Genomic DNA, 22315 nt, shown 5'->3' with positions numbered 1-22315 from the left:
GGACGACGAGGGAGCGGCTGTGGCGAACGCGCGCGACGTTGCGAAGGCGGCCGGCGTGTCGGTGTCCACCGTGTCGCGTGCGCTCGTGGCCCCGGACCAGGTGTCGGACGCGACGCGGCGCCGGGTGGTCGAGGCCGCCGAGAGGCTGGGCTACCGGCCCAACCCGGTCGCGCGCGGGCTGCGGCTCGGCCGCACCCACGCGGTCGGGCTCATCGTCCCCGACCTCGAGAACCCGTACTTCGCCTCCGTCACGAAGGGCGTCCAGGCGCGCGCCCGCGCCGAGGGCTACGCGGTCTTCGTGGCCGACTCCGACGAGGACGCGTCGGCCGAGCCGGAGCTGATCGCGGGCCTCGCCGCCCGGGTCGACGGTCTCGTCCTCGCCTCCCCGCGGTCCGACGACGCCGTGCTGCGCGCCGCGCTCGACGGCACCACCGCGGTCCTCGCCAACCGCGAGCTCGCGGGCCTGCCGTCGATCACGCTCGACGACGAGGACGGCGTCAACCAGGTCCTCGGTCACCTGCGCGCCCTCGGGCACCGGCGCGTGGCCTTCGCCGCAGGCCCGGCGAGCTCGTGGTCCGGCAACCGGCGCCTCGCGGGCCTGCGCGCCGCAGCCGAGCGGCTCGGCGACGTCGAGCTCGTCGACCTCGGCAGCTTCCGGCCCCACTTCGCGGGCGGCTTTGCCGCCGCGGACCACGCCGTCGCCAGTGGCGCCACCGCCGTGTTCGCGTTCAACGACCTCATGGCCCTCGGCATCCTCGACCGCCTGCGCGCCCGCGGCGTCCGCGTGCCGCAGGACCTGTCCGTGGTGGGGTGCGACGACGTCGCGGTCGCCACCCTCGTCTCACCCGCCCTCACCACGGTGCACTCCCCGCTCGGCGGGCTCGGGCGCCGCGCCGTCGACCTCCTGCTCGCACGCCTGCGCGGGTCGGACGCGGAGCCCGACGCCACACCTCTCCCGGTCGAGCTCGTGATCCGCGGCTCGACCGGTGTCCCGTCCACGACAAGGAAGCCGTGATGACTGACCGCCTGCACCGGTCCACCGTCCCCGAGGGCGTCGCCGCGCCCGTCGACCCCGTCGAGGTGGGGGTGGTCCACCTCGGCATCGGGGCGTTCCACCGCGCCCACCAGGCCGTCTACACCGATCGCGCCATGGCCCGCAGCGGGGACCTCCGCTGGGGGATCCTGGGCGTGACGCAGCGGTCGGCCGGCGTGCGCGACCAGCTCCGGCCGCAGGGCGGGGTGTACTCGGTGCTGACCGCCGGGCGCGACGGCACCTCGCTCGACCTGGTCGGCGCCGTCGTCGACGTCGCCTACCCGGCGGACGAGTCCGGGCGTGTGCTCGCGGCGCTCGCGGCGCGGACGACGCGCGTCGTCACGCTGACCATCACCGAGAAGGGCTACGCCCGGCGGCCCGACGGCGGGCTCGACGTCGAACGGGTCCGCGCGGACCTCGACGTGCTCGCCGCCGAGGAGGCGGCCGGGGCCGCCGGCGCCGTGGTGCCGGCGCGCTCGGCGATCGGGCTGCTCGTGCGTGGGCTGGCGGCCCGCCGGCGGGTGGCGTCGGGCGGCATCACCGTGCTGAGCTGCGACAACCTGGTCGACAACGGGCACGTGCTGGAGCGCCTCGTGCGCGAGGCCGTCGACGCCGCGCTGCCCGGCGCGGCGGGCGACGCCCTGCGCGCCTACCTCGACGAGGCCGTGACGTTCCCGTGCTCGATGGTGGACCGGATCGTCCCGGCGACCACGCCGGCGCAGCGCGACGCCGTCGAGCGCGCGCTCGGCGTGCGCGACGAGGGGCTCGTGGTGGGCGAGCCCTTCACGCAGTGGGTGATCGAGGACCGGTTCGCCGGGCCCCGGCCTGCCTGGGAGCTGGCGGGGGCGACGTTCACGAGCGACGTCGCGCCGTACGAGCAGGCCAAGCTCCGGCTGCTCAACGGGACGCACTCCCTCGTCGCCTACGCGGGTGCGCTCGCGGGGCACGCGACGATCGCCGAGGCGATGGCGGACCCGGCCATCGCCGCCCAGGCGCGCGAGTACCTGTTCGAGGACGCCCTGCCGACGCTGACCGCGCCCGACGGCACCGACCTGCGCGAGTACGGCGAGGAGATCCTGCGCCGGTTCGCCAACCCGCACACGGGGCACACGACGCTGCAGGTCGCGATGGACGGCACGCAGAAGATCCCGTTCCGCTGGGGCGGCGTGCTGGGCGACGCGCTCGCGGCCGGGCGCGTGCCTCGTGGGGTCGCGGCCGCCCTGGCGGCGTGGGCGGAGTTCGTGCGGCAGCGCGTCCTCGCCGGTGAGGTCGTCGACGACCCGCGCGCGGCCGAGCTCCGGGAGACCGTCCTCGCGGTGCCGGGAGGTGACCGGTCCGTCGTCGTGCAGCGGCTGCTGCGGCTGCCGGGGCTGCTGGCGGACGGCGCCGCGGACGCGATCGGGGAGACGGTCCTGGGCTGACTCGCGGTCGGCGGGCGCGGTGCCGCGCGCACCGCCGCCCGCCGCTGCGTGTCGCCGCCCACGCGCCGACCCGAATCGCTTCACCTGCCGTACTCGCTCTTGACCCGTATCGATACGCACTGCCAGCCTCGGTCCGCACCACGGAAAACGCTTGCCCCCCCGCCTGGGCGATGAAACGTTTCATATCTCTGTCGACGACGACGAGGAGCTGTGCGATGCAGAACCGACGTACGAGGACGGCCGCGCTCGTGGCCGCCGCAGCCCTGGCGGCACCTCTCGGGGCCGTCGCCCTGACGGCGACCACGGCCACCACCGCGTCAGCGGTGCCCGGCGACGCCACCGGCATCTATCGCTTCGACCTGGGCGGCGCGGCCGACCCGGTCGAGCCGGGCTGGACCGGCGTGAACCTGTCAACGGTGTACTCGAGCAGCACGGGCTACGGCATCACGAGCACGGGCCAGATCACGCGCGACCGCGGCACGCCCCTCGGCGTCGGGCGGGACTGGATCGGCTACGGCGAGGACTGGTACCTCCGGGTGAACGTGCCAAACGGCACCTACGACGTGACGCTCACCGTCGCGGAGACCGGCGTGGCGGACTCGACGTTCACGGTGGAGTCGCAGGCGTCCCGCCGGGTCACCGCGCGCGACGGGAACGTCAGCACCACCACCTACGAGGACCTGACCATCGCCGACGGGCGCGTGGACGTCCTGGTGGGCGGCGCCAACAACATCCTCAACGCGGTGGAGATCACGCGTGACGGTGCCGGCCGCGACGCCGAGGACCTGGACCGTTCCCCGGTCGCGGTCCCCGTCGGCGGCGGCGTGTACGTGGGCTGGCGGATGCTCGGCACCGACCCGTCGGGCGTCTCGTTCAAGGTCTATCGCGGCTCCACGTCGGTAGCCACGGTCACGGGCAGCACGAACTACCTCGACACGGGCGGCAGCGCCTCGTCGTCGTACCGGATCGCCCAGGTGGTGAACGGGGTCGAGAGCTGGGCGACCGCGGCCTTCACCCCGTGGGCCACGAGCTCGCGCGACATCCCGCTGCAGAAGCCGGCCGGCGGCACGACGCCGGACGGGGTCGCCTACACGTACCACGCCAACGACCTGAGCGTGGGTGACCTCGACGGCGACGGCCAGTACGAGTACCTCGTGAAGTGGCAGCCCTCCAACGCCAAGGACAACAGCCAGTCCGGCTACACCGGCAACACGATCATCGATGCCTACGAGCTGAGCGGGACCCGGATGTGGCGCATCGACCTGGGCCGCAACATCCGGTCGGGGGCGCACTACACGCAGATGGTCGTCTTCGACCTGAACTCCGACGGGTACGCCGAGCTCCTGGTCAAGACCGCGGACGGCACGGTGTCGGGCACCGGCCAGGTCATCGGCAGCGCGTCCGCCGACTACCGGAACAGCTCCGGCTACGTCCTGTCCGGCCCGGAGTTCCTCACGGTCTTCGACGGCCGCACGGGCGCCGCGGTGGACACGATCAACTACGTCCCGGCCCGGGGCACGGTGAGCAGCTGGGGCGACTCGTACGGCAACCGCGTCGACCGGTTCCTCGCCGGCGTCGCGTACCTGGACGGGCAGCACCCGAGCGCGATCTTCTCCCGCGGCTACTACACGCGGACCGTCGTCGCGGCGTTCGACTTCAACGGTCAGGACCTCACGCAGCGCTGGGTCTTCGACTCCAACGTCTCGGGCAGCCAGTACGCGGGCCAGGGCAACCACCAGCTCAGCGTGGCCGACGTCGACGGCGACACCCGCGACGAGATCGTCTTCGGCTCCATGACGATCGACGACACCGGGGCGCCGCTCTACACGACGGGCCTGGGCCACGGCGACGCCCTGCACGTGGGCGACCTCAACCCCAACCGGGCTGGGCTCGAGGTGTTCGCGGTGCACGAGAGCATGTCGGCCAGCGGCAACCGGGGCTCGACGTTCCGCGACGCGCGCACGGGCGCCGTGCTCTGGTCGACGAGCGCGACGGCCGACACGGGGCGTGGCACCGTGGGCGACATCGACCCGCGGTACGCCGGCGCGGAAGGGTGGAACACCGGCGCGGGCGGGAAGGGCGTCAACCAGGCGACCGGTGCGCAGATCACGACGAGCATCCCGGCGGCGAACTTCGTGACCTGGTGGGACGGTGACCTCGTGCGCGAGATCACCGACCACGCGTACAGCTCGTCCACCAGCACCGGCGTGCCCTGGGTGGGCAAGTGGAACTACTCGTCGTCGAGCACGTCCACACTGCGGTCGTTCACCGGCACCCTGTCCAACAACACCACCAAGGGCACGCCCGGCCTGCAGGCCGACCTGTTCGGCGACTGGCGCGAGGAGCTCGTCTTCCGCACGGACTCCTCGACCGCGCTGCGCGTCTTCACCACGACGGACGTCACGTCGTACCGGCTGCGCACCCTCATGCACGACTCCCAGTACCGCGTCGCGGTGGCCTGGCAGAACGTCGCCTACAACCAGCCGCCGCACCCGAGCTTCTTCCTCGGTGACGGCATGGCGACGCCTCCGCCGCCTTCCTTGCGCATCGTTGAGGCGCCGGCGGACTAGCTCGTTCCACCGAGGCGCTGTCTCGGCGATGCCCGGGCGGACCGGGCGTTGCCGAGACAGGGCCGGGCTGGGGGCGGGCCCACGGACGGCGTAGACGAGATCGTTATGGAATCCGCTTTCCCGCGAGGCTGGACAGCGCGTCCTTTTGCGTGTTTTATCGTTTCAGTCGCTAGCAGCCGTGCCGGCGACGCGAGGAACCGCAGCAGGCGTCGAGGTGGACGCCGGTCGAGCAAGGAGGCTCACATGAGGATCGCGCGCAGGACGATCGGCGGAGCGGGTGCGGCAGCGGTGGCCGCGCTGACCCTGGCCGCATGCTCGGGCGGTGGGACGACGGGCGGCGGCGGGTCCGAGCCCGAGCCCGTGCCGACCGACCGGGACATCACGCTCACGATGGCGTGGTGGGGGAACGACGATCGCGCCGCCCGGTACGAGGAGGCGGTGGGCCTGTTCGAGGAGAAGTACCCGAACATCACGGTCCAGACCAAGTTCCAGGCCTGGGACGACTACTGGACGGCCCGCAACACCGAGGCCGCCGGGCAGTCGCTGCCGGACGTCATCCAGATGGACCTGTCGTACCTGCGCCAGTACGCGAACAACGGCCAGCTCCTCGACCTGTCCGGCCAGGAGGGCGTGAACCTCGACGTGTCGGGCCTGGACGAGTCGCTGCTCGCGTCGGGCGCGATCGAGGGGGCGCAGTACGGCGTGCCGACCAGCACGAACACGCTCGCCCTGTTCTACAACGGCGACCTGCTCGACAGCCTCGGCGTCGAGGCGCCCGCCGAGGGTTACACCTGGGACGAGTACGACGACTTCATCGAGGAGGTCTCGACCGCCGGCGCAGGCAAGGACCCCGTCCTCTACGGCTCCGGCGACTACACCGGCACCTTCTGGTTCTTCCTGCAGAACCTGATCCAGCAGGGCAAGACGCCCTTCACGGAGGACGGCCAGCTCGGGTTCACCGAGGACGACATGGTCGCCTGGCTCGAGCGCGGCACGGACGCCCGGGCCGACAAGCAGTACTTCCCGGTGGAGAAGGCGCTCCAGATCGCCCCGCTCGGCGGCTTCACCGTGAACGAGTCGGCCTCCGAGATCACCTGGGACAACTTCCTCGCGGGCTACGTCGCCGACTCGGGCACCGAGAACATCGAGATGCTCCCGATCCCGGCGGGCGACGACGGCTCCAAGCAGTTCTGGAAGCCCTCGATGCTGCTGTCGGCCTCGGCGAGCACCGAGGAGCCCGCGGCTGCCGCGGCGCTCATCGACTTCCTCATCAACGAGCCTGCGGTGGGCGAGATCTTCGGCACCTCGAAGGGTGTGCCCGCCACGGCGGCCCAGCGTGACGCGATGAACGTCGAGGCCGGCTCCATCGACGAGGAGGTCATCGCGTACGAGGAGTCCGTGGCCGACCTGGTCACCGAATCCGCTCCCCTGCCTGTCGAGGGGTTCGGCGCGATCGAGGCCGAGTACAAGCGCCTCGCCGAGGAGCTCGCCTACGAGAACGTGACCGAGGCCGAGTTCGCGGAGCAGTGGTTCACCTTCGCGACGGACAACATCCCGCAGCCGTGACCCAGCCGTCCTGACGTGATCCGGCGGCCCCGCGCTCGCGCGGGGCCGCCAGCCCCGGAGGTCCCTATGACTGTCACCCGTGCGGTGCCCGACGGCGCCCCGCCCACCTCGTTCGTCCCCACCCGGGACGTCAAGCGCTATCGCGCCGGGGACGTCCGCGCCGGCTACGCGTTCGTCTCGCCCTGGCTCATCGGGTTCGCGGCCCTGACCGCGTTCCCCATGCTCGCCTCGCTGTACCTCGCGTTCACCGACTACAACCTGTTCCGCGACCCGCAGTTCGTGGGCCTGGAGAACTTCCAGCGCCTCTTCGAGGACCCGCGGTTCCTCCAGTCCGCGCAGGTCACCGCGGTCTACGTCTTCCTCGGCACGCCGGTCAAGCTCGCGGCTGCGCTCGGCGCCGCGCTGCTGCTGAACCTGCGCTTCCGGGGCCAGGGCGTCTACCGGTCGATCTTCTACATGCCGTCGCTCATCGGCGCGAGCGTGTCGATCGCGATCGTGTGGAAGGCGATGTTCATCGACGACGGCATCGTCGACCAGATCCAGCAGCTCGTCGGCTTCCCCGCCGGCGGCTGGGTCGGTAACCCCGACATGACCATGCCGATGATGATCCTGCTGGCCGTGTGGGGCTTCGGCGCCCCGACGGTCATCTTCCTCGCCGGCCTCAAGCAGATCCCGGCCGAGCTCTACGAGGCCGCCGAGGTCGACGGCGCCGGTCCGGTCCGCCGGTTCTGGAACATCACGATGCCGATGCTGTCGCCGGTGCTGTTCTTCAACCTGCTGATGGAGACCATCCACGCCTTCCAGGTGTTCAGCTCGGCCTTCATCATCTCGGGCGGCTCCGGCGGGCCCGCGGGCTCGACGCTGTTCTACACGCTGTACCTCTACATCCGCGGTTTCCAGGACTTCCGCATGGGCTACGCCTCGGCCATGGCCTGGGTGCTCGTCGCCGTGGTCGGCATCATCACGGCGGTGCTGTTCCGCACGTCGCGGACCTGGGTGCACTACACGGGAGACGAACGATGACCACAGTCACCGAGTCGGTCGCCACCAGCCGTCCGCCGGCCGACGGCGAGGCGGACCGCCGCCGCAGCGCGGCCGCGACCCGCCGGCGCGTCAAGGAGCTGGTCTTCCACGTCGCGGCGGTCGCAGCGTCCGTGGTGATCCTCTACCCGGCCGCCTGGATGCTCATGTCCGCGTTCAAGCCGTCGCACGACATCGTCGGCAACACGTCGCTGCTGCCCGACGCCTGGACGATCGACAACTTCGTCAAGGCGTTCAGCGGGATCGGCGGGGTGCCGTTCATGTCGTTCTTCTGGAACTCGGTGCTGCTCGCGGTGCTGTCGGTGCTCGGCGTGGTGCTGTCCGCGTCCGTGTCCGCCTACGCGTTCGCCCGGGTCCGGTTCCCCGGGCGCGGGGCCCTGTTCGCGATCATGATCGGCACGCTCCTGCTGCCGTTCCACGTCGTGATCATCCCGCAGTACATCCTGTTCAACCAGCTCGGCCTGGTGAACACCTACGTGCCGCTCCTGGCCGGCAAGTTCCTCGCCGCCGACGCCTTCTTCGTGTTCCTCATGGTCCAGTTCATCCGCGGCATCCCCCGCGAGCTCGACGAGGCGGCGCGCATCGACGGCTGCGGGCACGTGCGGACCTTCACGTCGGTCATCCTGCCGCTCATGCGGCCGGCCCTCGTGACGAGCTCGATCTTCACGTTCATCTGGACGTGGAACGACTTCCTCGGCCCGCTGCTCTACCTGGGCCGGCCGGAGCTGTACACCCTGCCGATCGCGCTGCGCCAGTACGTGGACCAGACGTCCGTCTCGGACTACGGCGCCCAGATGGCCATGGCGGTCCTCGCGCTGCTCCCCGTGCTGATCTTCTTCGTGATCTTCCAGCGCTACATCATCGACGGCGTCGCGACCCAGGGCCTGAAGGGCTGAGCGTGGCGCGATCCCTGCGGCCCGGCCGCGGCTTCGAGCTCTTCGGCGAGACGCTGCTCGTCGGCCTGCTCGTGGCCGTCGGCAGCCTGGGCGTGATCACGGCGGTCCCGTCGGTCGCGGCGGGCGTGGCGCACCTGCGCCGCCACGTGGCGGGTGGCGGGACGGGCGTCGCCCGCTTCGCCGGCGACTGGTGGGCGGCGGTGCGGGCGCTGTGGGTCCTGGGCCTGCTGCTCCCGGTTGGCGTGGTGGTCGGCGTCGTGAACACGGCCTTGACGGAGACCGGCGCACTCCCGGGAGCCGGCTCGGTCCGTGTGGTGACGTGGCTCGCGGTGGTGGCCGCCGCCGTCGTCGTGCTGCGGGTGGCCGGGTCGTGGAGCGACGCGGAGGGTGAGACGACCTACGAGGGTCGACCGGGGGAGGGGGGGGGGGGGGGGGGGGGGGGGGGGGGGGGGGGGGGGGGGGGGGGGCGGGGGGGGGGGGGGGGGGGTGGGCCCCCCCCCCCCCCCCACCTCTCCCGGGCGGCCCGGACAGCCCGTGCGGCGGCCCGTGCGGCGGCCCGGACGGCGACGGACGACCTCACCGGGTCGCTGCTCCTTGGAGTCGCCCTGGGACTGGCAGCGACCCTCGTCTGGATGCTGCTGCCGCTCGCGGTGATCGCGGGCGGCCTGATCTGTCTCGCGGTGGTGGGCGTCGAAGCCCGCCCGCGCGAGCGCCCAGCCGCCGGGTAGCGCGCTGCGCCCCGGCGGAAGTACCCGCGAAGGGAGTACGACGATGTTTTCCCCGCAACCCCGCCTCCGGCCGGTGCTCGTCGCGACAGCGGCGGCCGCCTGCCTGGGGCTCACGTCGGCGAGTGCCGTGGCCGGACCGGCCGCGACGTCGTCGGGCAGCGGCGACGGCGCCGCAACCGTCCAGCTCGAGCGGCTCGACCGCGGTCTCGTGGCCGCGACGACGCCGGAGGGGGTGTTCCTGAGCTGGCGGCTCCTGGCCGCCGAGGTCAGCGGCGCGACCGCCGACGGCGTCACCGGCACCACGTTCCACGTGTACCGGGGTGACGAGAAGGTCGCCACGGTCACCGGCTCGACCAACTACCTCGACGCGGCCGGCGACGGCAGCGACACCTACACCGTGAAGCCCGTGGGCCGCGACCACGCCGTCGGACGCGCGGCCTCCGTGACTCCCTGGGCCACCGGGTACACCGAGCTGCCGCTGCAGAAGCCGGCGGACGGGGTCACGCCGGTGGGCGAGGCGTACACGTACAGCGCCAACGACCTGAGCGTGGGAGACCTCGACGGCGACGGCGCCCTCGAGTACGTGGTCAAGTGGGACCCGTCCAACTCGAAGGACGTGTCGCAGGTGGGGTACACCGGCACGGTCTACCTCGACGCGTACGAGGCGGACGGCACGCTGCTCTACCGGTTCGACCTCGGCCCCAACATCCGGGCCGGCGCCCACTACACGCAGTTCCTCGTCTACGACTTCGACGGCGACGGTCGCGCCGAGATCATGCTCAAGACGGCGCCAGGAACGAAGACGGTGCGGTTCGCCCAGGACGGGTCGGTGGCGTCCGAGGACTTCGTCACGATGCTGCCCGACGACGTTGCCGCGGGGTACTCGAACACCGACGACCACCGGCTGTCGGCCGCGCAGTACGCGCAGCGGCTCGCCGGCGTCTTCCAGGGCTGGACCACCCACCCGGAGGTCATGGCCGGGCGGTGGCCCGCCACGCTCGAGGAGGCGTGGGGCATCGAGCCACGGTGGACGTACCCGCTGTCGGCGGCCTCGGCCACCGAGGCGGTGGACCACTTCGTCGACGTCTACGCGCCGGCGCGCTCCACGCGCAACCAGCTGCGGAACTTCAACGGGTTCGTGCTCGACGGGCCGGAGTACCTCACGGTGTTCGAGGGGGCCACGGGTGCCGAGCTCGAGACCGTCCGGTACGAGCCCGGACGCACCGACGACGGCCTGATGTGGGGCGACTACGCGATGGCCCGCATCGAGCCGGGCAACCGCGTGGACCGGTTCCTGTCGGGCGTGGCGTACCTGGACGGGTCGCGCCCGTCGGCCGTGTTCGCGCGTGGCTACTACACGCGGTCGACCGTGGCTGCCTACGACTGGGACGGCGAGCACCTGTCCCGGCGGTGGTTCGCGGACAGCGGCTGGGTGCCCATGACCAACCCGTTCGACGACGGCCCGCACGGGCGCGACGGCACGTCGCCCGAGTGGGGGACGCTGACCACGCAGGGCGACCACTCGCTGTCGGCGGCCGACGCGGACGGCGACGGGAAGCAGGAGATCGTCTACGGCTCCGCGACGCTGGACGATGACGGGTCGCTGCTGTACTCGTCGTTCGCCGAGATGCCGCCGCAGAGCGCCGCCCCCGGGACCGTTGCGCGGCTCGGCCACGGCGACGCCATGCACGTGACGGACATCGACCCGGCGCGTCCCGGGCTCGAGATCTGGACGGCGCACGAGGGCGGCGTGTGGGCGCCCTTCGGCTCGGCGATGCGCGATGCCGCGACCGGCGAGGTGCTCTTCGGGTCGTACTCGGGCCGCGACACGGGCCGCGCCATGATCGGCGACGTGGACCCGGCGGTTCCCGGCATCGAGGTGTGGGCGTCCATGCCGAACGGGACCGAGGGTTCCGGGACGCTCAGCGCCACCGGTGCGCTCCTGTCGCCGGCGACGATGGGCACCAACCAGTCCGTCCGCTGGGCCGCCGACGGCACGACCCAGATCGTCGACGGGGCGATCGACGTGACCCCGAGGATCGTGGACCGGTCGCGTGGGGTCCTGCGGACCCTCGGCGGGACGCTGACGAACAACTACACCAAGGGCAACCCGTCGCTCGTCGCCGACGTCCTTGGCGACTGGCGCGAGGAGGTCCTCGTCCGGACCGCGGACAGCTCGGCGATCCGCATCCACCTGTCCACCGAGGTGACCGACATCAAGATGTTCACCCTGCTCCACGACCCGCAGTACCGGGTCGAGGTGGCGCGGCAGCAGACGACGTACAACCAGCCGTCGTACCCCGGGTTCTACCTGGCATCCGACACCGACTTCCGTCAGGTGCCGGTCCCGGCGGGCCGCTACCCGCACCCGTGCGCGGACCGGGGCCTTTCCGGAAACGGGTGCGCGGCGGAGGGCTGCCGGGGCTGACGGGACTGACGGTTGGCGCGTCGGCAGCGGGCGGGAAGGCGCGGGAAAGGGCTTTCCATCACCTCGGCACGGCGGGTAAGGTCAGGGGAAGAAACGATTCGACCGGCCCCCGGGCCGGACGGTACGACGTCGACGAGGACGGAGCAGGTATGAGGGTGACGATCCTGGGCGCCGGTGGCATCGCCGGCGCGCACGCGGAAGCGATCGCCGGGCTTGCGGGGCGCGACGACGCGCCGCAGGCGCAGGTGACGCACGTGGTCGACATCGACGCGGGGCGGGCGCAGGCCTTCGCCGACCAGTACGGCGTCCCCCACCACGGCACGTCGCTGGAGGCGCTGCTGGAGGCCGGCGAGGTGGACGCGGTCCACGTGTGCACTCCGCCGTCGGTCCATGCACCGGCCGCCGTGGCGGCGCTGCGCGCGGGCGTGCACGTGGTGGTGGAGAAGCCGGCGGTGCTGTCGCTGGCTGAGATCGACGCGATCGCAGCCGCCGAGGCGCAGGCGCCGGGCGGGGCACGGTTCACGCAGATCGTGCAGCACCGGTTCGGCCACGGGGCGCGGCAGCTTCGTCGCCTCCTCGACTCCGGCGAGCTGGGCCGCGCGTACGTCGCCACGTGCGACACGCTGTGGTTCCGGGCACCGGCGTACTTCGAGGTGCCGTGGCGCGGGCGCTGGGAGACGGAGGGCGGCGGCCCGACGATGGGCCACGGAATTCACCAGTTCGACCTGCTGCTGGCCATGCTCGGCCCATGGTCCGAGGTGACCGCGATGGCCGGCCGCCTCGCCCGCGAGGTCGACACGGAGGACGTCTCCATGGCGCTGGTCCGGTTCGAGTCCGGCGCGATGGCGTCCGTGACCAACTCCCTGCTCTCTCCGCGCGAGACCTCCGACCTGCGCTTCGACACCGAAGCCGCCACGATCGAGGTGTCCCACCTCTACGGCTACACGGACGACGACTGGACCTTCACGCCCGCCCCCGGGCACGAGGACGCGGCCGCTCTGTGGAGCGCGGACCCGGCGGCGCTGCCGTCCGGGCACCTCGCACAGCTGCTGCCCACCTACCGGGCGTTCGCCGCCGGCGAGGCCCCGCCCATCACCGTCGCCGACGCGCGCGGCACCCTCGAGCTCGCCGCCGCGATCTACCGCTCGGCCTTCACGGGCGCGCCCGTGAAGGCCGGCGAGATCGGTCCGGGCGACCCGTTCTACACGTCCATGCGGGGCACGGGCCCGGCCTGGGCCCCGGTCAAGGAGGTCTTCGCATGATCCAGGTGTCCGACGACGGAGCCCGCCTGACCTTCCGGCTCATCGACGCCCCGGACGGGTCGGGCGAGCTCTTCACGTACGCCTACCTGCCGACGGACGCGCAGTACGAGAGCCCGCGGCCCTACCTGCACCCGATGCGGACCCTCGCCGGCGACCTCGTCACGAACTTCCGGCCCTGGGACCACATCTGGCACAAGGGGCTCGCCCTGTCGCTGCCGAACGTGGGTCCGTGGAACTTCTGGGGCGGGCCGACCTACGTGCGGGACGTCGGGTACCAGGACCTGGGGAACGACGGGTCGATGGACCACGAGGCGTTCACCACGCTCGTGAACTGGATGCCCGGTTTCAACGGCTTCATCGAGCAGCTTGCCTGGCGGACGCCCCCGGTTGACGACAAGCCGGGCGACGTGGTCGTCAGGGAGGAGCGGACGGTGGCGGTCACGGTGGTGGATGACGACGCCTGGGTGCTCACCTGGCGGTCCGAGCTGACGAACGTGACCGACGGGCCGCTCGATCTCGGCAGCCCCACCACCAGCGGGCGGGAGAACGCCGGCTACGGCGGGCTGTTCTGGCGCGGGCCGCGGTCGTTCACCGAGGGGACGGTGATCGCGCCCGGGTTCGCCGGTGACGCCGAGGTGGCGCGCGGCGAGAGGTTCGCCTGGATGGGGTTCGTCGGACGGCACGACGGTTACGCCGCCGGGTCCGGGACCTCGACGGTGCTCATCGTCGACGGCGGTGCGAACCCCGGCGGCGTACCGCAGTGGTTCGTGCGGTCCGTGCCGTTCGCGGTGCTGTGCCCGGCGCCGGCGTTCAGCGAGGAGGTGCCGTTCGGGCCGGGCGAGACGCTGACGTTCGAGTACGCCGTCGTGGTCGCGGACGGCGAGTCGGACGTGGCCCGCGGCGAGAAGCTGGCGGCGCTCGCGGCGGCGGCGCTCGGGTCCCGGTCTGCGAGGTAGTCAGGCCGTCCGACGGGGCGACAATCTCGGCGCGTTTGGTTCGCCGAGATAGTCGCTCCGTCCGACAGAGCGACTATCTCGGCAGGTCCTGGCGCAGCACGCGGACTCCGCCCGGCGGGACCGTCAGCTTCTCCACCTCCGCGCCCGTGAGCAGCTCCGTACCGGCCTCGGCCAGCCCTACCTCGGCGTCGGTGTGGTTGATCGCGAACAGCCAGGAGCGCGTGCCGTCGTCGGACCAGCGACGCACGAGCTCGAGCCCGTCCACCTCGGTGGCCGGCGCGCCGGGCAGCACGCCGGCCTCTGCCGCCGCCGCCCGGGCCACGGCCGCGACCCCCTCCGCCTCGAGCCGGGTCGCCACGTACCAGGCGGATCCGCCGCCGGGCACGGCCCGCCGGGTGAGCGCAGGCCGGGCGGGCAGGGGTCCGTCGTCGTACGCCGCGAGGACCTCCACCCCGGGTGCCACCGACGACTTCTCCGTCCACAGGTCGGCGGTGAAGGCGCCGAGCGACCCGGAGACCCGCACCGCCTCGTCCTCGAGGAGCGGGAAGAACTCCTCGGTGCGCACGCCCAGCAGGTCGCGGAACGCGCCGGGGTAGCCGCCGAGGCGGACGTGGTCGAACTCGTCGACGATGCCCGAGAAGTAGGTCACCACCACGGTGGCGCCCCGCTCGGCCGCGGCCGCCACGTTGGCGGCCCCCTCGTCCGTGACCACGTACAGCGTGGGCACCACCACCAGGTCGTACGCGTCCAGCGCACCGGTCGGCGGCACGACGTCCACCGTGACGCCGAGCCGCCACAGCTCCCGGTACCAGGCGAGCAGCTGGTCCGTGTAGCGCACGTCCGCCGTGGGGTGGGAGTCCAGCTCCGAGGCCCACCAGGCGGGGTAGTCCATCACCAGGGCGGCGCGCGACCGGACGCGAGACCCCCGCACCTCGCCCAGGGCGCGCAGGGCCTGCCCGAGCTCGACGACGGAACGCCAGAGGTCGGTGCCCGTGCCGGCGTGCGGGACCATCCCGGAGTGGTACTTCTCGGCGCCCGCCTTCGAGGCCCGCCACTGGAAGAACATCACCGCGTCCGCGCCGCGCGCCACGTGCGCCAGGGAGTTGCGCAGCAGCTCGCCGGGCGCCTTGGCCCGGTTGCGTGGCTGCCAGTTCACGGCCCCGGTGGAGTGCTCCATGAGGATCCACGGCGCACCGCCCGCGATGCCGCGCGTGAGGTCGGCGGAGAACGCCAGCTCCACGTGACGCTCGCGGTCGGCCGAGGCGGTGTAGTGGTCGTTGGCCACCACGTCGAGCTCAGGAGCCCATGAGAAGTAGTCCATGCCCTTGGTGCCGGTGGACGCCATGAGGTTGGTCGTGGTGGGCACGTGCGGCGTGATGGCGCGGAGGGTGTCGCGCAGGTCGCGGTAGTAGTCCAGCAGGGAGTCCGACGAGAACCTGTCGAAGTCGAGCTGCTGCGTGGGGTTGGCGTGCGCGGGTGCCACCAGCGGCGGCAGCACGTCGTCGAACGAGCCGTAGCGCTGCGACCAGAACGCCGTGCCCCACGCCTCGTTGAGCGCCTCCACGGTGCCGTAACGCTCGGCGAGCCAGACCCGGAACGCCGCAGCGGCGGCGTCGGAGTAGTCGCGCGGCACGTGGCAGCCGATCTCGTTGTCGACGTGCCACAGCGCCAGCGCCGGATGGTCGCGGTACTGCTCGGCGATGCGCCCGGCCATGGCCAGTGCGTAGTCACGGTGCACCGGGTGCGTCACGGAGTAGGACTGCCGCCCGCCCTGGTGCAGCACCGTCCCGTCGGCGAGGCGCGGCAGGATCTCGGGGTGCTTGCGGGTGAGCCACGGCGGCGGGGAGGCCGTCGCGGTGGCGAGGGCCACGCGGATCCCCGCCTCGTGGAGCCGGTCGAGCGTGGCGTCGAGCCAGGTCCAGTCCAGCTCGCCCTCGCGAGGCTCGATGGTGGCCCAGGAGAAGATCGCCACGCTGAGCAGGTTGACGCCTGCCTCGCGCATGAGCTCGATGTCCTCGAGCTGCACGTCCAGCGGCCACTGCTCGGGGTTGTAGTCGCCGCCGTAGGCGAGGCCGTCGAGGCCGTCGTTCCAGGGGCGGACCTGCGCGGCGTCGAAGCCGCCGTCGGTGGTGCGTCGTCGCATGCGCGTCAGTCTCGCACGATTCGGACCCCTGGGGCTGAATCGGTTCAAAGGGCGCTCACGCCGCCCGCGTCGACGACTCCCGCACCACGAGCTCCGGCTCGAACACGACCTGCTCGGCAGGCGAGCCGGGTGGCCGCAGCAGCAGGTCGGCCGCGCGCTCGCCGAGCTGGTGCGTGGGCTGGCGCACCGACGTGAGCGGGGTGGCGAGCTCCGCGGCGAACGTGACGTCGTCGTACCCGACGAGCGCCACGTCGTCGGGCACCGAGATGCCCTCGCGGCGCAGCGTCCGCAGGGCGCCGAGCGCGGTGAGGTCGTTGACGCAGAACACGGCGCTGGGCCGGTCGCCCCGTTCGAGGAGGGTGCGGATCCCCGCCTCGCCGCCGTCGGCGTTGAGCTCCGGGACGGTCACCTCGACGAGCGCCTCGGCCGGGTCGAGCCCGGCCGCCTCCAGGGCGCGCACCACGCCGGCGTGCCGGTCGGCGCACTGGCGGATGTAGTGCGGGCCGTTGAGGAACGTGATCCGGGTGTGCCCCTGCTCCAGGAGGTGCCGAGCGGCGAGCTCGCCACCGAGCACGTCGTCCACCGCGACCGACGACAGGTCCGGAACGGGCGACGGCCGGTCCAGGAGGACCACGCCCACGCCGCGCTCCCGGAGCGTGAGCAGGTGCGAGATCTCGTCGGTGGCCGGGACCACCATGACTCCCAGCACGCCGTGCTCCTCGAAGAGCCGCAGGTACCGGTGCTCGCGTGCCGGGTCGTCGTCGGAGCTGGCGACCATCGCCGTGTAGCTGTCCAGCTCGAGCCGGTGCTCGATGCCCCGCACGACGTCGGTGAAGAACGGGTTCGACAGGTCGAGCACGATGGCGCCGACGGTCGTGATGGTGCCCGCGCGGAGCTGGCGTGCGGAGCCGTTCCGGACGAAGGCGAGCTGCTCGATGGCGACCTCGACGCGTTCGCGCGTGGCGGGCAGGACCCGCTCGGGCCGGTTGAGCACGTTCGACACGGTGCCCACGGAGACGCCGGCGATACGGGCCACGTCGGCGATCGATGCCCGACGGCGGGCGGTCGGGATGGTCATGGGTCCTCCCTTCGTGCCGGGTAACCCCAGCCACGGTTACATTATGAACCGTTTCAGCACGGCGACGCCGTGTTGTGCCGACGAGAGAGGGTCGACGATGACCGGAACCTCCCCCCGACAGGGGCGTGTCTGCTTCACGTCCCAGGTGCGCGCGGACCGTTTGAACGATTATCGCGCAGCACACGCCGCCGTGTGGCCGGAGATGCTCGAGGCGCTCCGCGACACGGGCTGGCGCGACTACCACCTGTACCTACGGGGCGACGGCCTGCTGGTCGGGATCCTGGAGACCGACGACTACGACGCGGCCCAGGCCGGCATGGCCGCCACCGAGGTGAACGCGCGCTGGCAGGCAGCGATGAGCGGATTCTTCGCGGACGAGGGCAATCCAGACGAGGGTTTTGTCATCCTTGACGAGGTCTTCTTCCTAGAGGGCCAGCTCGAGGCGGCGGGTCTGCCGACGCGCCGGTAGCCCGCAAGAACGGCGGAACGCTGCGGGTAGTGGGACATAGGTGACAGGGCATTGACGCGTTCGGCGCGCAGGTCTACCCTCGCGTTTTATCGTTTCAACGCTGTGCCAATGACGACACGGAGCACCATGTCCACACCAGTCCTGCGCCTGGAAGGCGTGCGCAAGGCCTTCGGGCCGGTTGTCGCACTCCGCTCCGGCACCATCGTGGTCGAACCAGGGTCGATCCACGCCCTCGTCGGCGAGAACGGCGCGGGCAAGTCCACGCTCGTCAAGGTCGTCGCGGGCGTGCACCGCCGGGACGGCGGCACGTTCGAGCTCGGGGGCGTCCCGGCCGACTTCCGGACGACCGCCGAGGCCAAGGCGGCCGGCGTCGCCGTGATCTACCAGGAGCCCACGCTCTTCGGCGACCTGCCGGTCATGGAGAACCTCTTCCTGGGCTCCGAACCGCTCGACCGGCTGCGCCGGATCGACCGCCGCGCCATGCGCGCCCACGCCCACGAGCTCTTCGGCAGGCTCGGCGTCGACATCGACCCCGACCGCCCGGCGGCCGGCCTGTCCATCGCCGACCAGCAGCTCGTGGAGATCGCGAAGGCGATCTCGCTCGACGCCGGCCTGCTCATCATGGACGAGCCCACCGCCGCCCTCAGCGGCGTCGAGGTCGAGCGCCTGTTCGCCGTCGCACGCGGCCTGCGCGACGAGGGACGTGGCGTGGTGTTCATCTCCCATCGCTTCGACGAGGTCTTCGGCCTGTGCGACACGATCACCGTCATGCGCGACGGCGCCCACGTGTCCACCGACCCGGTCGCCGCGACGAGCGTGGACGAGGTGGTGACCCGCATGGTCGGCCGCGAGGTGACCGACCTCTTCCCCAAGGTCCCGTCGACCCCGGGCGACGTCGTGCTCGAGGTGCGCGGCCTGGAACGGGCCGGAACCTTCCACGGCGTCTCGTTCGACGTCCGGGCCGGCGAGATCGTCGGCCTCGCGGGACTGGTCGGGGCGGGGCGCAGCGAGATCGCCCGCGCGGTCTTCGGCGTCGACCGTTACGACGCCGGCACCGTCCGCGTGCTCGGCCGGCCCCTGCGCCCCGGTGACCCCGCCGCGGCCGTCGACGCCGGGATGGCGCTCGTGCCGGAGGACCGGCGCCTCCAGGGCCTGGTCCCGCAGTCCACCGTCGCGCAGAACATGACGGCGGTGGTCCGACGCCGGATCAGCCGGCTCGGCCTGCTGTCCACCGCCCGGGAGAACGCCCGGGCGGCCGAGTGGACCGGGCGCCTCGAGGTCCGCACCGCGGCCCTCGACATGCTCGCCGCGACGATGAGCGGCGGCAACCAGCAGAAGGTGGTGCTCGCCAAGTGGCTCGCCACGGGACCGCGCCTGCTGATCGTCGACGAGCCGACGCGCGGCATCGACGTCGCGACGAAGGCCGAGGTGCACCGGCTGCTCTCCGGGCTGGCCGCCGAAGGCCTCGCCGTTCTCATGATCTCGTCCGAGCTGCCGGAGGTTCTTGGCATGGCCGACCGCGTCCTCGTGGTGCGCGAGGGGCGCATCACCGCCGAGCTGGACCGTGCGGACGCCACGCCCGAGCGCGTGATGCGCGCCGCGACGGTCGGGGCCGCGTCGTGAGGGCCGTCGGCGCCGCGCTGCGCTCGCGCGAGGCGGCGGTCGCGCTCGTCCTCGTCCTGGTCGTCGCCGGGACGACGGTGCTGCAGCCGGGCTTCCTCCTGAGCGCCGGAGGGTGGCGCGACCTGCTGCTCACGCCGTCGCTGGTGGCCGTGCTCGCCGTTGGCCAGGCGATCGTCGTCGTCACCCGGAACGTCGACCTGTCTGTGGGCTCGGTGCTGGGCCTGTGCGCGTACCTCACGGGCACGCTGTTCGCGGCGGCCCCCGACCTGCCGGTCGTGCTCGTCGTCGCGGCGGCCGTCGCCGCGGGGGCGGTGCTCGGCCTGGTCAACGGCGTCGTCGTCGCGTTCGCCCGGGTGCCGGCCCTCGTCGTCACGCTCGGCACCCTGTACGCCTACCGCGGCCTGGTCCTCACCTGGGCGGGCAGCGACCGGATCGACGCCTCCGACATGCCCCACGCCTTCCTCGACCTCGGGGTGCGGCAGGTCCTGGGCGTCCCGGTGCTCGCGATCGTCGCGGTCCTCGTGCTCGCGGTCGCGGCCCACTACCTGCACACCTCGCGGGCCGGGCGGCAGCTCTACGCGATCGGCTCCGACCCCGACGCGGCAGTGCTGTACGGGCTCCCCGTCCGGCGTCGGATCCTCACCGCCTTCGTGGCCTGCGGGGCGCTCGCGGGGCTGGCGGGCGTCATGTTCGCCGCGCGGTACGGCACGGTCAGCTCCGGCGCCGGGACCGGCCTCGAGCTGACCGTCGTGGGAGCCGTCGTCGTGGGTGGCGTCGCCATCTTCGGCGGGAGCGGGACCGTGCTCGGCGCGGCCACCGGCGCCGTGCTGCTCGTCACGATCAACCGGGCCTTGCCCGTGGTCGGCGTCCCCGATTTCTGGCAGCGCGCCGTCGTGGGCGTCCTGATCATCACGGCCATCGTGCTCGACCGCGTCCTGGCCGACCGGCGCGCCCGCGCGCTCGCGCGGGCGCGGGACGTCCGTAACCCCCAGGAGGTGGCCCGATGACCACGGTCCCTGCCCACGGCAGCCCGCTGTGGCGGCGAGCGCTGCTCACCCGCGAGGCGGCGACGATTGCCCTTCTCGTCGTGGTGTGGTCCGTCGCCACCGCGAGCGTGCGCGGCTTCGACGGCCCGCTGACGATCACCTACCTCATCCTGGACATCACGCCGGTGCTGCTCGTGGCGCTCCCCATGACGGCGATCGTGGTGACGGGCGAGATCGACCTCTCGGTGGCCTCGGTCGTCGGGCTGTCCAGCGTGCTGTTCGGCCTCCTGCACCAGGCGGGCGTGCCGCTGCCCGCTGCCGTGGCGGGCGCTGCCGTGGCGGGCGCGCTGTGCGGGGTGGTGAACGGGGTGCTCGTGGCGTATCTCGGGCTGCCGTCCCTCGCGGTCACGATCGGCACGCTGGCGTTGTTCCGCGGCCTGGCCGTCGGCCTGCTCGGGACCGCCGCGGTGACCGACTTCCCGCGGAACTGGACGCAGGCGGCGCGGGCGACGCTGGGCGGCACGCCGTTCCCGTCGGTGACGGTGCTGCTCGTCGCCGCCGTCGCGGTGTTCGCCGTACTGCTGCACGGGACGGCCTTCGGCCGGAACGTGTTCGACATGGGCCGGTCCAAGGAGGCGGCCCGGTTCTCCGGGGTCGCCACCCGGCGCACGCTCCTGGTGCTGTTCGTCCTGTCGGGCTTCGTGTCGGCGCTCGCCGGCGTCTACTACACGCTCCGTTACGGCAGCGCCCGGGGCGACAACGCGACGGGCCTGGAGCTGCAGGTCATCGCGGCCGTCCTGCTGGGCGGCGTCTCCATCTTCGGCGGCCGGGGCGCGGTGCACGGCGTCGTCGCCGGGGTGCTCATGATCGGTGTCCTCTCCAGCGCGCTGCGCCTGGAGGGCGTCACGGTCAATCTCATCAACATCGTGATCGGCGTGCTCCTGGTGCTGTCCGTGGTGTCACCACGGGTGGTCGCAGCGATCCGGGCGAGGCGCCCGGCCCGCCCGCCGTCGACGAGTCTCCCGGCGGCTTCGCCGTCGGTCCAGTAACCAGCTAGAGGAGAGAAGGACGATGAAGTTCTCACGGAGTGTTGCGGTGCTCGTCGCCGCTGGTGCCGCCCTGGCCCTCACCGCCTGCGGAGGGGCCGCGGACGATGCGGGCGGTGGCGACGGCGTCACCGTCACCATGTTGCCGAAGAACCTCGGCAACCCGTATTTCGAGACCTCGACGAGCGGTGCCGAGGAGGCCGCCGGTGAGCTGGGGCTGGCCCTCGAGGAGGTCGGCCCGGAGACGAGCACCCCCGACTCGCAGGTGCCGTTCATCAACACGTCGGCGCAGCAGGGGGTCGCCGCCCTCGTCGTGTCGGCCAACGACCCGCGGGCGATCGGCGACGCGCTGGACGAGGCCCGCGCCGCGGGGACCAAGGTGGTCACGTTCGACTCCGACACCGACCCGGAGTTCCGGGACATCTTCGTCAACCAGGCGACCGCGGAGGGCATCGCCTCGAAGCAGCTCGAGCTGATCTCGGAGCAGATCGGAGGGTCGGGCGAGATCGCGATCCTGTCGGCGTCGGCCAACGCCACCAACCAGAACGCGTGGATCGAGCTCATGGAGGCCCAGCTCGCGTCCGACTACCCCGACATCGAGCTCGTCGAGATCGCGTACGGCGACGACGACGACCAGGCCTCGTTCGACAAGACGGCCGCGCTGCTGCAGGCGCACCCGGACCTGAAGGGCATCGTCTCGCCCACGACGGTGGGTGTCGCCGCGGCCGCCCGCTACGTCTCGACGTCGGAGTTCAAGGGCAAGGTCGCGGTGACGGGCCTCGGTACGCCCAACCAGATGCGGGAGTACGTCGAGGACGGAACCGTCACGGCGTTCGCGCTGTGGAACCCGGGTGACCTGGGCTATCTCGCCGCCTACGCGGCGAGCGCGCTCGTCGACGGCACCATCACAGGTGCGCCCGGCGAGACGTTCGAGGCGGGCCGGCTCGGCGAGTTCACCGTCGGCGAGGACGGCGTGGTGCTGCTCGGCGACCCGTTCGTGTTCGACGCGAGCAACATCGGCGACTTCGACTTCTGACGTCCCGTCCGAGCGGGGACGCGGCTGCTTGAC

The 22315-nt window shown here is 72.4% G+C and carries 17 protein-coding genes; 15 read left to right on the top strand and 2 right to left on the bottom strand.

Annotated elements, in window-relative coordinates:
* Window positions 1–19: 19 nt before the first annotated feature.
* The 10 genes from L1785_RS00830 to L1785_RS00785 all read left to right on the top strand — a co-directional run bounded on the left by L1785_RS00830 (window position 20) and on the right by L1785_RS00785 (window position 13901).
* A complete protein-coding gene (locus L1785_RS00830) occupies window positions 20–1015 on the top strand; it encodes a LacI family DNA-binding transcriptional regulator (protein ID WP_236087219.1) in 996 nt (331 codons plus the stop codon).
* Window positions 1015–2454, top strand: coding sequence for a mannitol dehydrogenase family protein (locus L1785_RS00825; protein ID WP_236087218.1), 1440 nt, complete (start codon window positions 1015–1017; stop codon window positions 2452–2454). Before L1785_RS00830 ends, L1785_RS00825 begins: the two co-directional genes overlap by 1 nt.
* A gap of 215 nt (window positions 2455–2669) precedes the next feature.
* Window positions 2670–5024 (top strand): rhamnogalacturonan lyase, encoded by a 2355-nt coding sequence (locus tag L1785_RS00820; protein ID WP_236087217.1) that lies wholly within the window; start codon window positions 2670–2672, stop codon window positions 5022–5024.
* A 243-nt stretch (window positions 5025–5267) separates the two neighbouring features.
* Window positions 5268–6590 (top strand): ABC transporter substrate-binding protein, encoded by a 1323-nt coding sequence (locus L1785_RS00815; protein ID WP_236087216.1) that lies wholly within the window; start codon window positions 5268–5270, stop codon window positions 6588–6590.
* Window positions 6591–6656: 66 nt separating this feature from the next.
* Window positions 6657–7613, top strand: coding sequence for a carbohydrate ABC transporter permease (locus L1785_RS00810; RefSeq protein ID WP_236087215.1), 957 nt, complete (start codon window positions 6657–6659; stop codon window positions 7611–7613).
* A complete protein-coding gene (locus L1785_RS00805) occupies window positions 7610–8527 on the top strand; it encodes a carbohydrate ABC transporter permease (protein WP_236087213.1) in 918 nt (305 codons plus the stop codon). Before L1785_RS00810 ends, L1785_RS00805 begins: the two co-directional genes overlap by 4 nt.
* Window positions 8528–8529: 2 nt before the next feature.
* The gene (locus L1785_RS00800) at window positions 8530–9255 is read left to right on the top strand and encodes a hypothetical protein (protein ID WP_236087343.1); all 726 of its coding nucleotides are present in this window, start codon (window positions 8530–8532) and stop codon (window positions 9253–9255) included.
* A 43-nt stretch (window positions 9256–9298) separates the two neighbouring features.
* Complete coding sequence (locus L1785_RS00795; protein WP_236087212.1) at window positions 9299–11683, top strand: rhamnogalacturonan lyase; 2385 nt, start codon at window positions 9299–9301, stop codon at window positions 11681–11683.
* A gap of 149 nt (window positions 11684–11832) precedes the next feature.
* Window positions 11833–12945, top strand: coding sequence for a Gfo/Idh/MocA family protein (locus L1785_RS00790; RefSeq protein ID WP_236087210.1), 1113 nt, complete (start codon window positions 11833–11835; stop codon window positions 12943–12945).
* Complete coding sequence (locus L1785_RS00785; RefSeq protein ID WP_236087208.1) at window positions 12942–13901, top strand: DUF6807 domain-containing protein; 960 nt, start codon at window positions 12942–12944, stop codon at window positions 13899–13901. The genes L1785_RS00790 and L1785_RS00785 overlap by 4 nt, the downstream gene beginning before the upstream one ends.
* Window positions 13902–13974: 73 nt before the next feature.
* Here the strand turns inward: L1785_RS00785 and L1785_RS00780 are convergent, their stop codons facing one another.
* Together L1785_RS00780 and L1785_RS00775 are read right to left on the bottom strand one after the other, a co-directional pair.
* The gene (locus tag L1785_RS00780; protein WP_236087207.1) at window positions 13975–16044 is read right to left on the bottom strand and encodes a beta-galactosidase; all 2070 of its coding nucleotides are present in this window, start codon (window positions 16042–16044) and stop codon (window positions 13975–13977) included.
* 55 nt (window positions 16045–16099) lie between these two features.
* A complete protein-coding gene (locus L1785_RS00775; protein ID WP_236087206.1) occupies window positions 16100–17122 on the bottom strand; it encodes a LacI family DNA-binding transcriptional regulator in 1023 nt (340 codons plus the stop codon).
* Between the two features lie 97 nt (window positions 17123–17219).
* On the opposite strand from L1785_RS00775, the gene L1785_RS00770 reads away from it, so the two are divergent.
* The 5 genes from L1785_RS00770 to rhaS all read left to right on the top strand — a co-directional run bounded on the left by L1785_RS00770 (window position 17220) and on the right by rhaS (window position 22282).
* A complete protein-coding gene (locus L1785_RS00770) occupies window positions 17220–17591 on the top strand; it encodes an L-rhamnose mutarotase (RefSeq protein WP_236087205.1) in 372 nt (123 codons plus the stop codon).
* 108 nt (window positions 17592–17699) lie between these two features.
* Window positions 17700–19214: a sugar ABC transporter ATP-binding protein gene (locus tag L1785_RS00765; RefSeq protein ID WP_236087204.1), complete on the top strand. Its 1515-nt coding sequence runs from the start codon at window positions 17700–17702 to the stop codon at window positions 19212–19214.
* Window positions 19211–20221 (top strand): ABC transporter permease, encoded by a 1011-nt coding sequence (locus L1785_RS00760; RefSeq protein ID WP_236087203.1) that lies wholly within the window; start codon window positions 19211–19213, stop codon window positions 20219–20221. The genes L1785_RS00765 and L1785_RS00760 overlap by 4 nt, the downstream gene beginning before the upstream one ends.
* Window positions 20218–21249, top strand: coding sequence for an ABC transporter permease (locus L1785_RS00755; protein WP_236087202.1), 1032 nt, complete (start codon window positions 20218–20220; stop codon window positions 21247–21249). The genes L1785_RS00760 and L1785_RS00755 overlap by 4 nt, the downstream gene beginning before the upstream one ends.
* 22 nt (window positions 21250–21271) lie before the next feature.
* Window positions 21272–22282: a rhamnose ABC transporter substrate-binding protein gene (gene rhaS / locus L1785_RS00750; protein ID WP_236087201.1), complete on the top strand. Its 1011-nt coding sequence runs from the start codon at window positions 21272–21274 to the stop codon at window positions 22280–22282.
* Window positions 22283–22315: the final 33 nt, after the last annotated feature.

The sequence above is a fragment of the Antribacter soli genome, assembly GCF_021568775.1.
GTDB lineage: Bacteria > Actinomycetota > Actinomycetes > Actinomycetales > Cellulomonadaceae > Antribacter > Antribacter soli.
The sequence above is the reverse complement of the archived record's forward strand: the minus strand, read 5'-3'. Positions and strand labels throughout refer to the sequence as shown.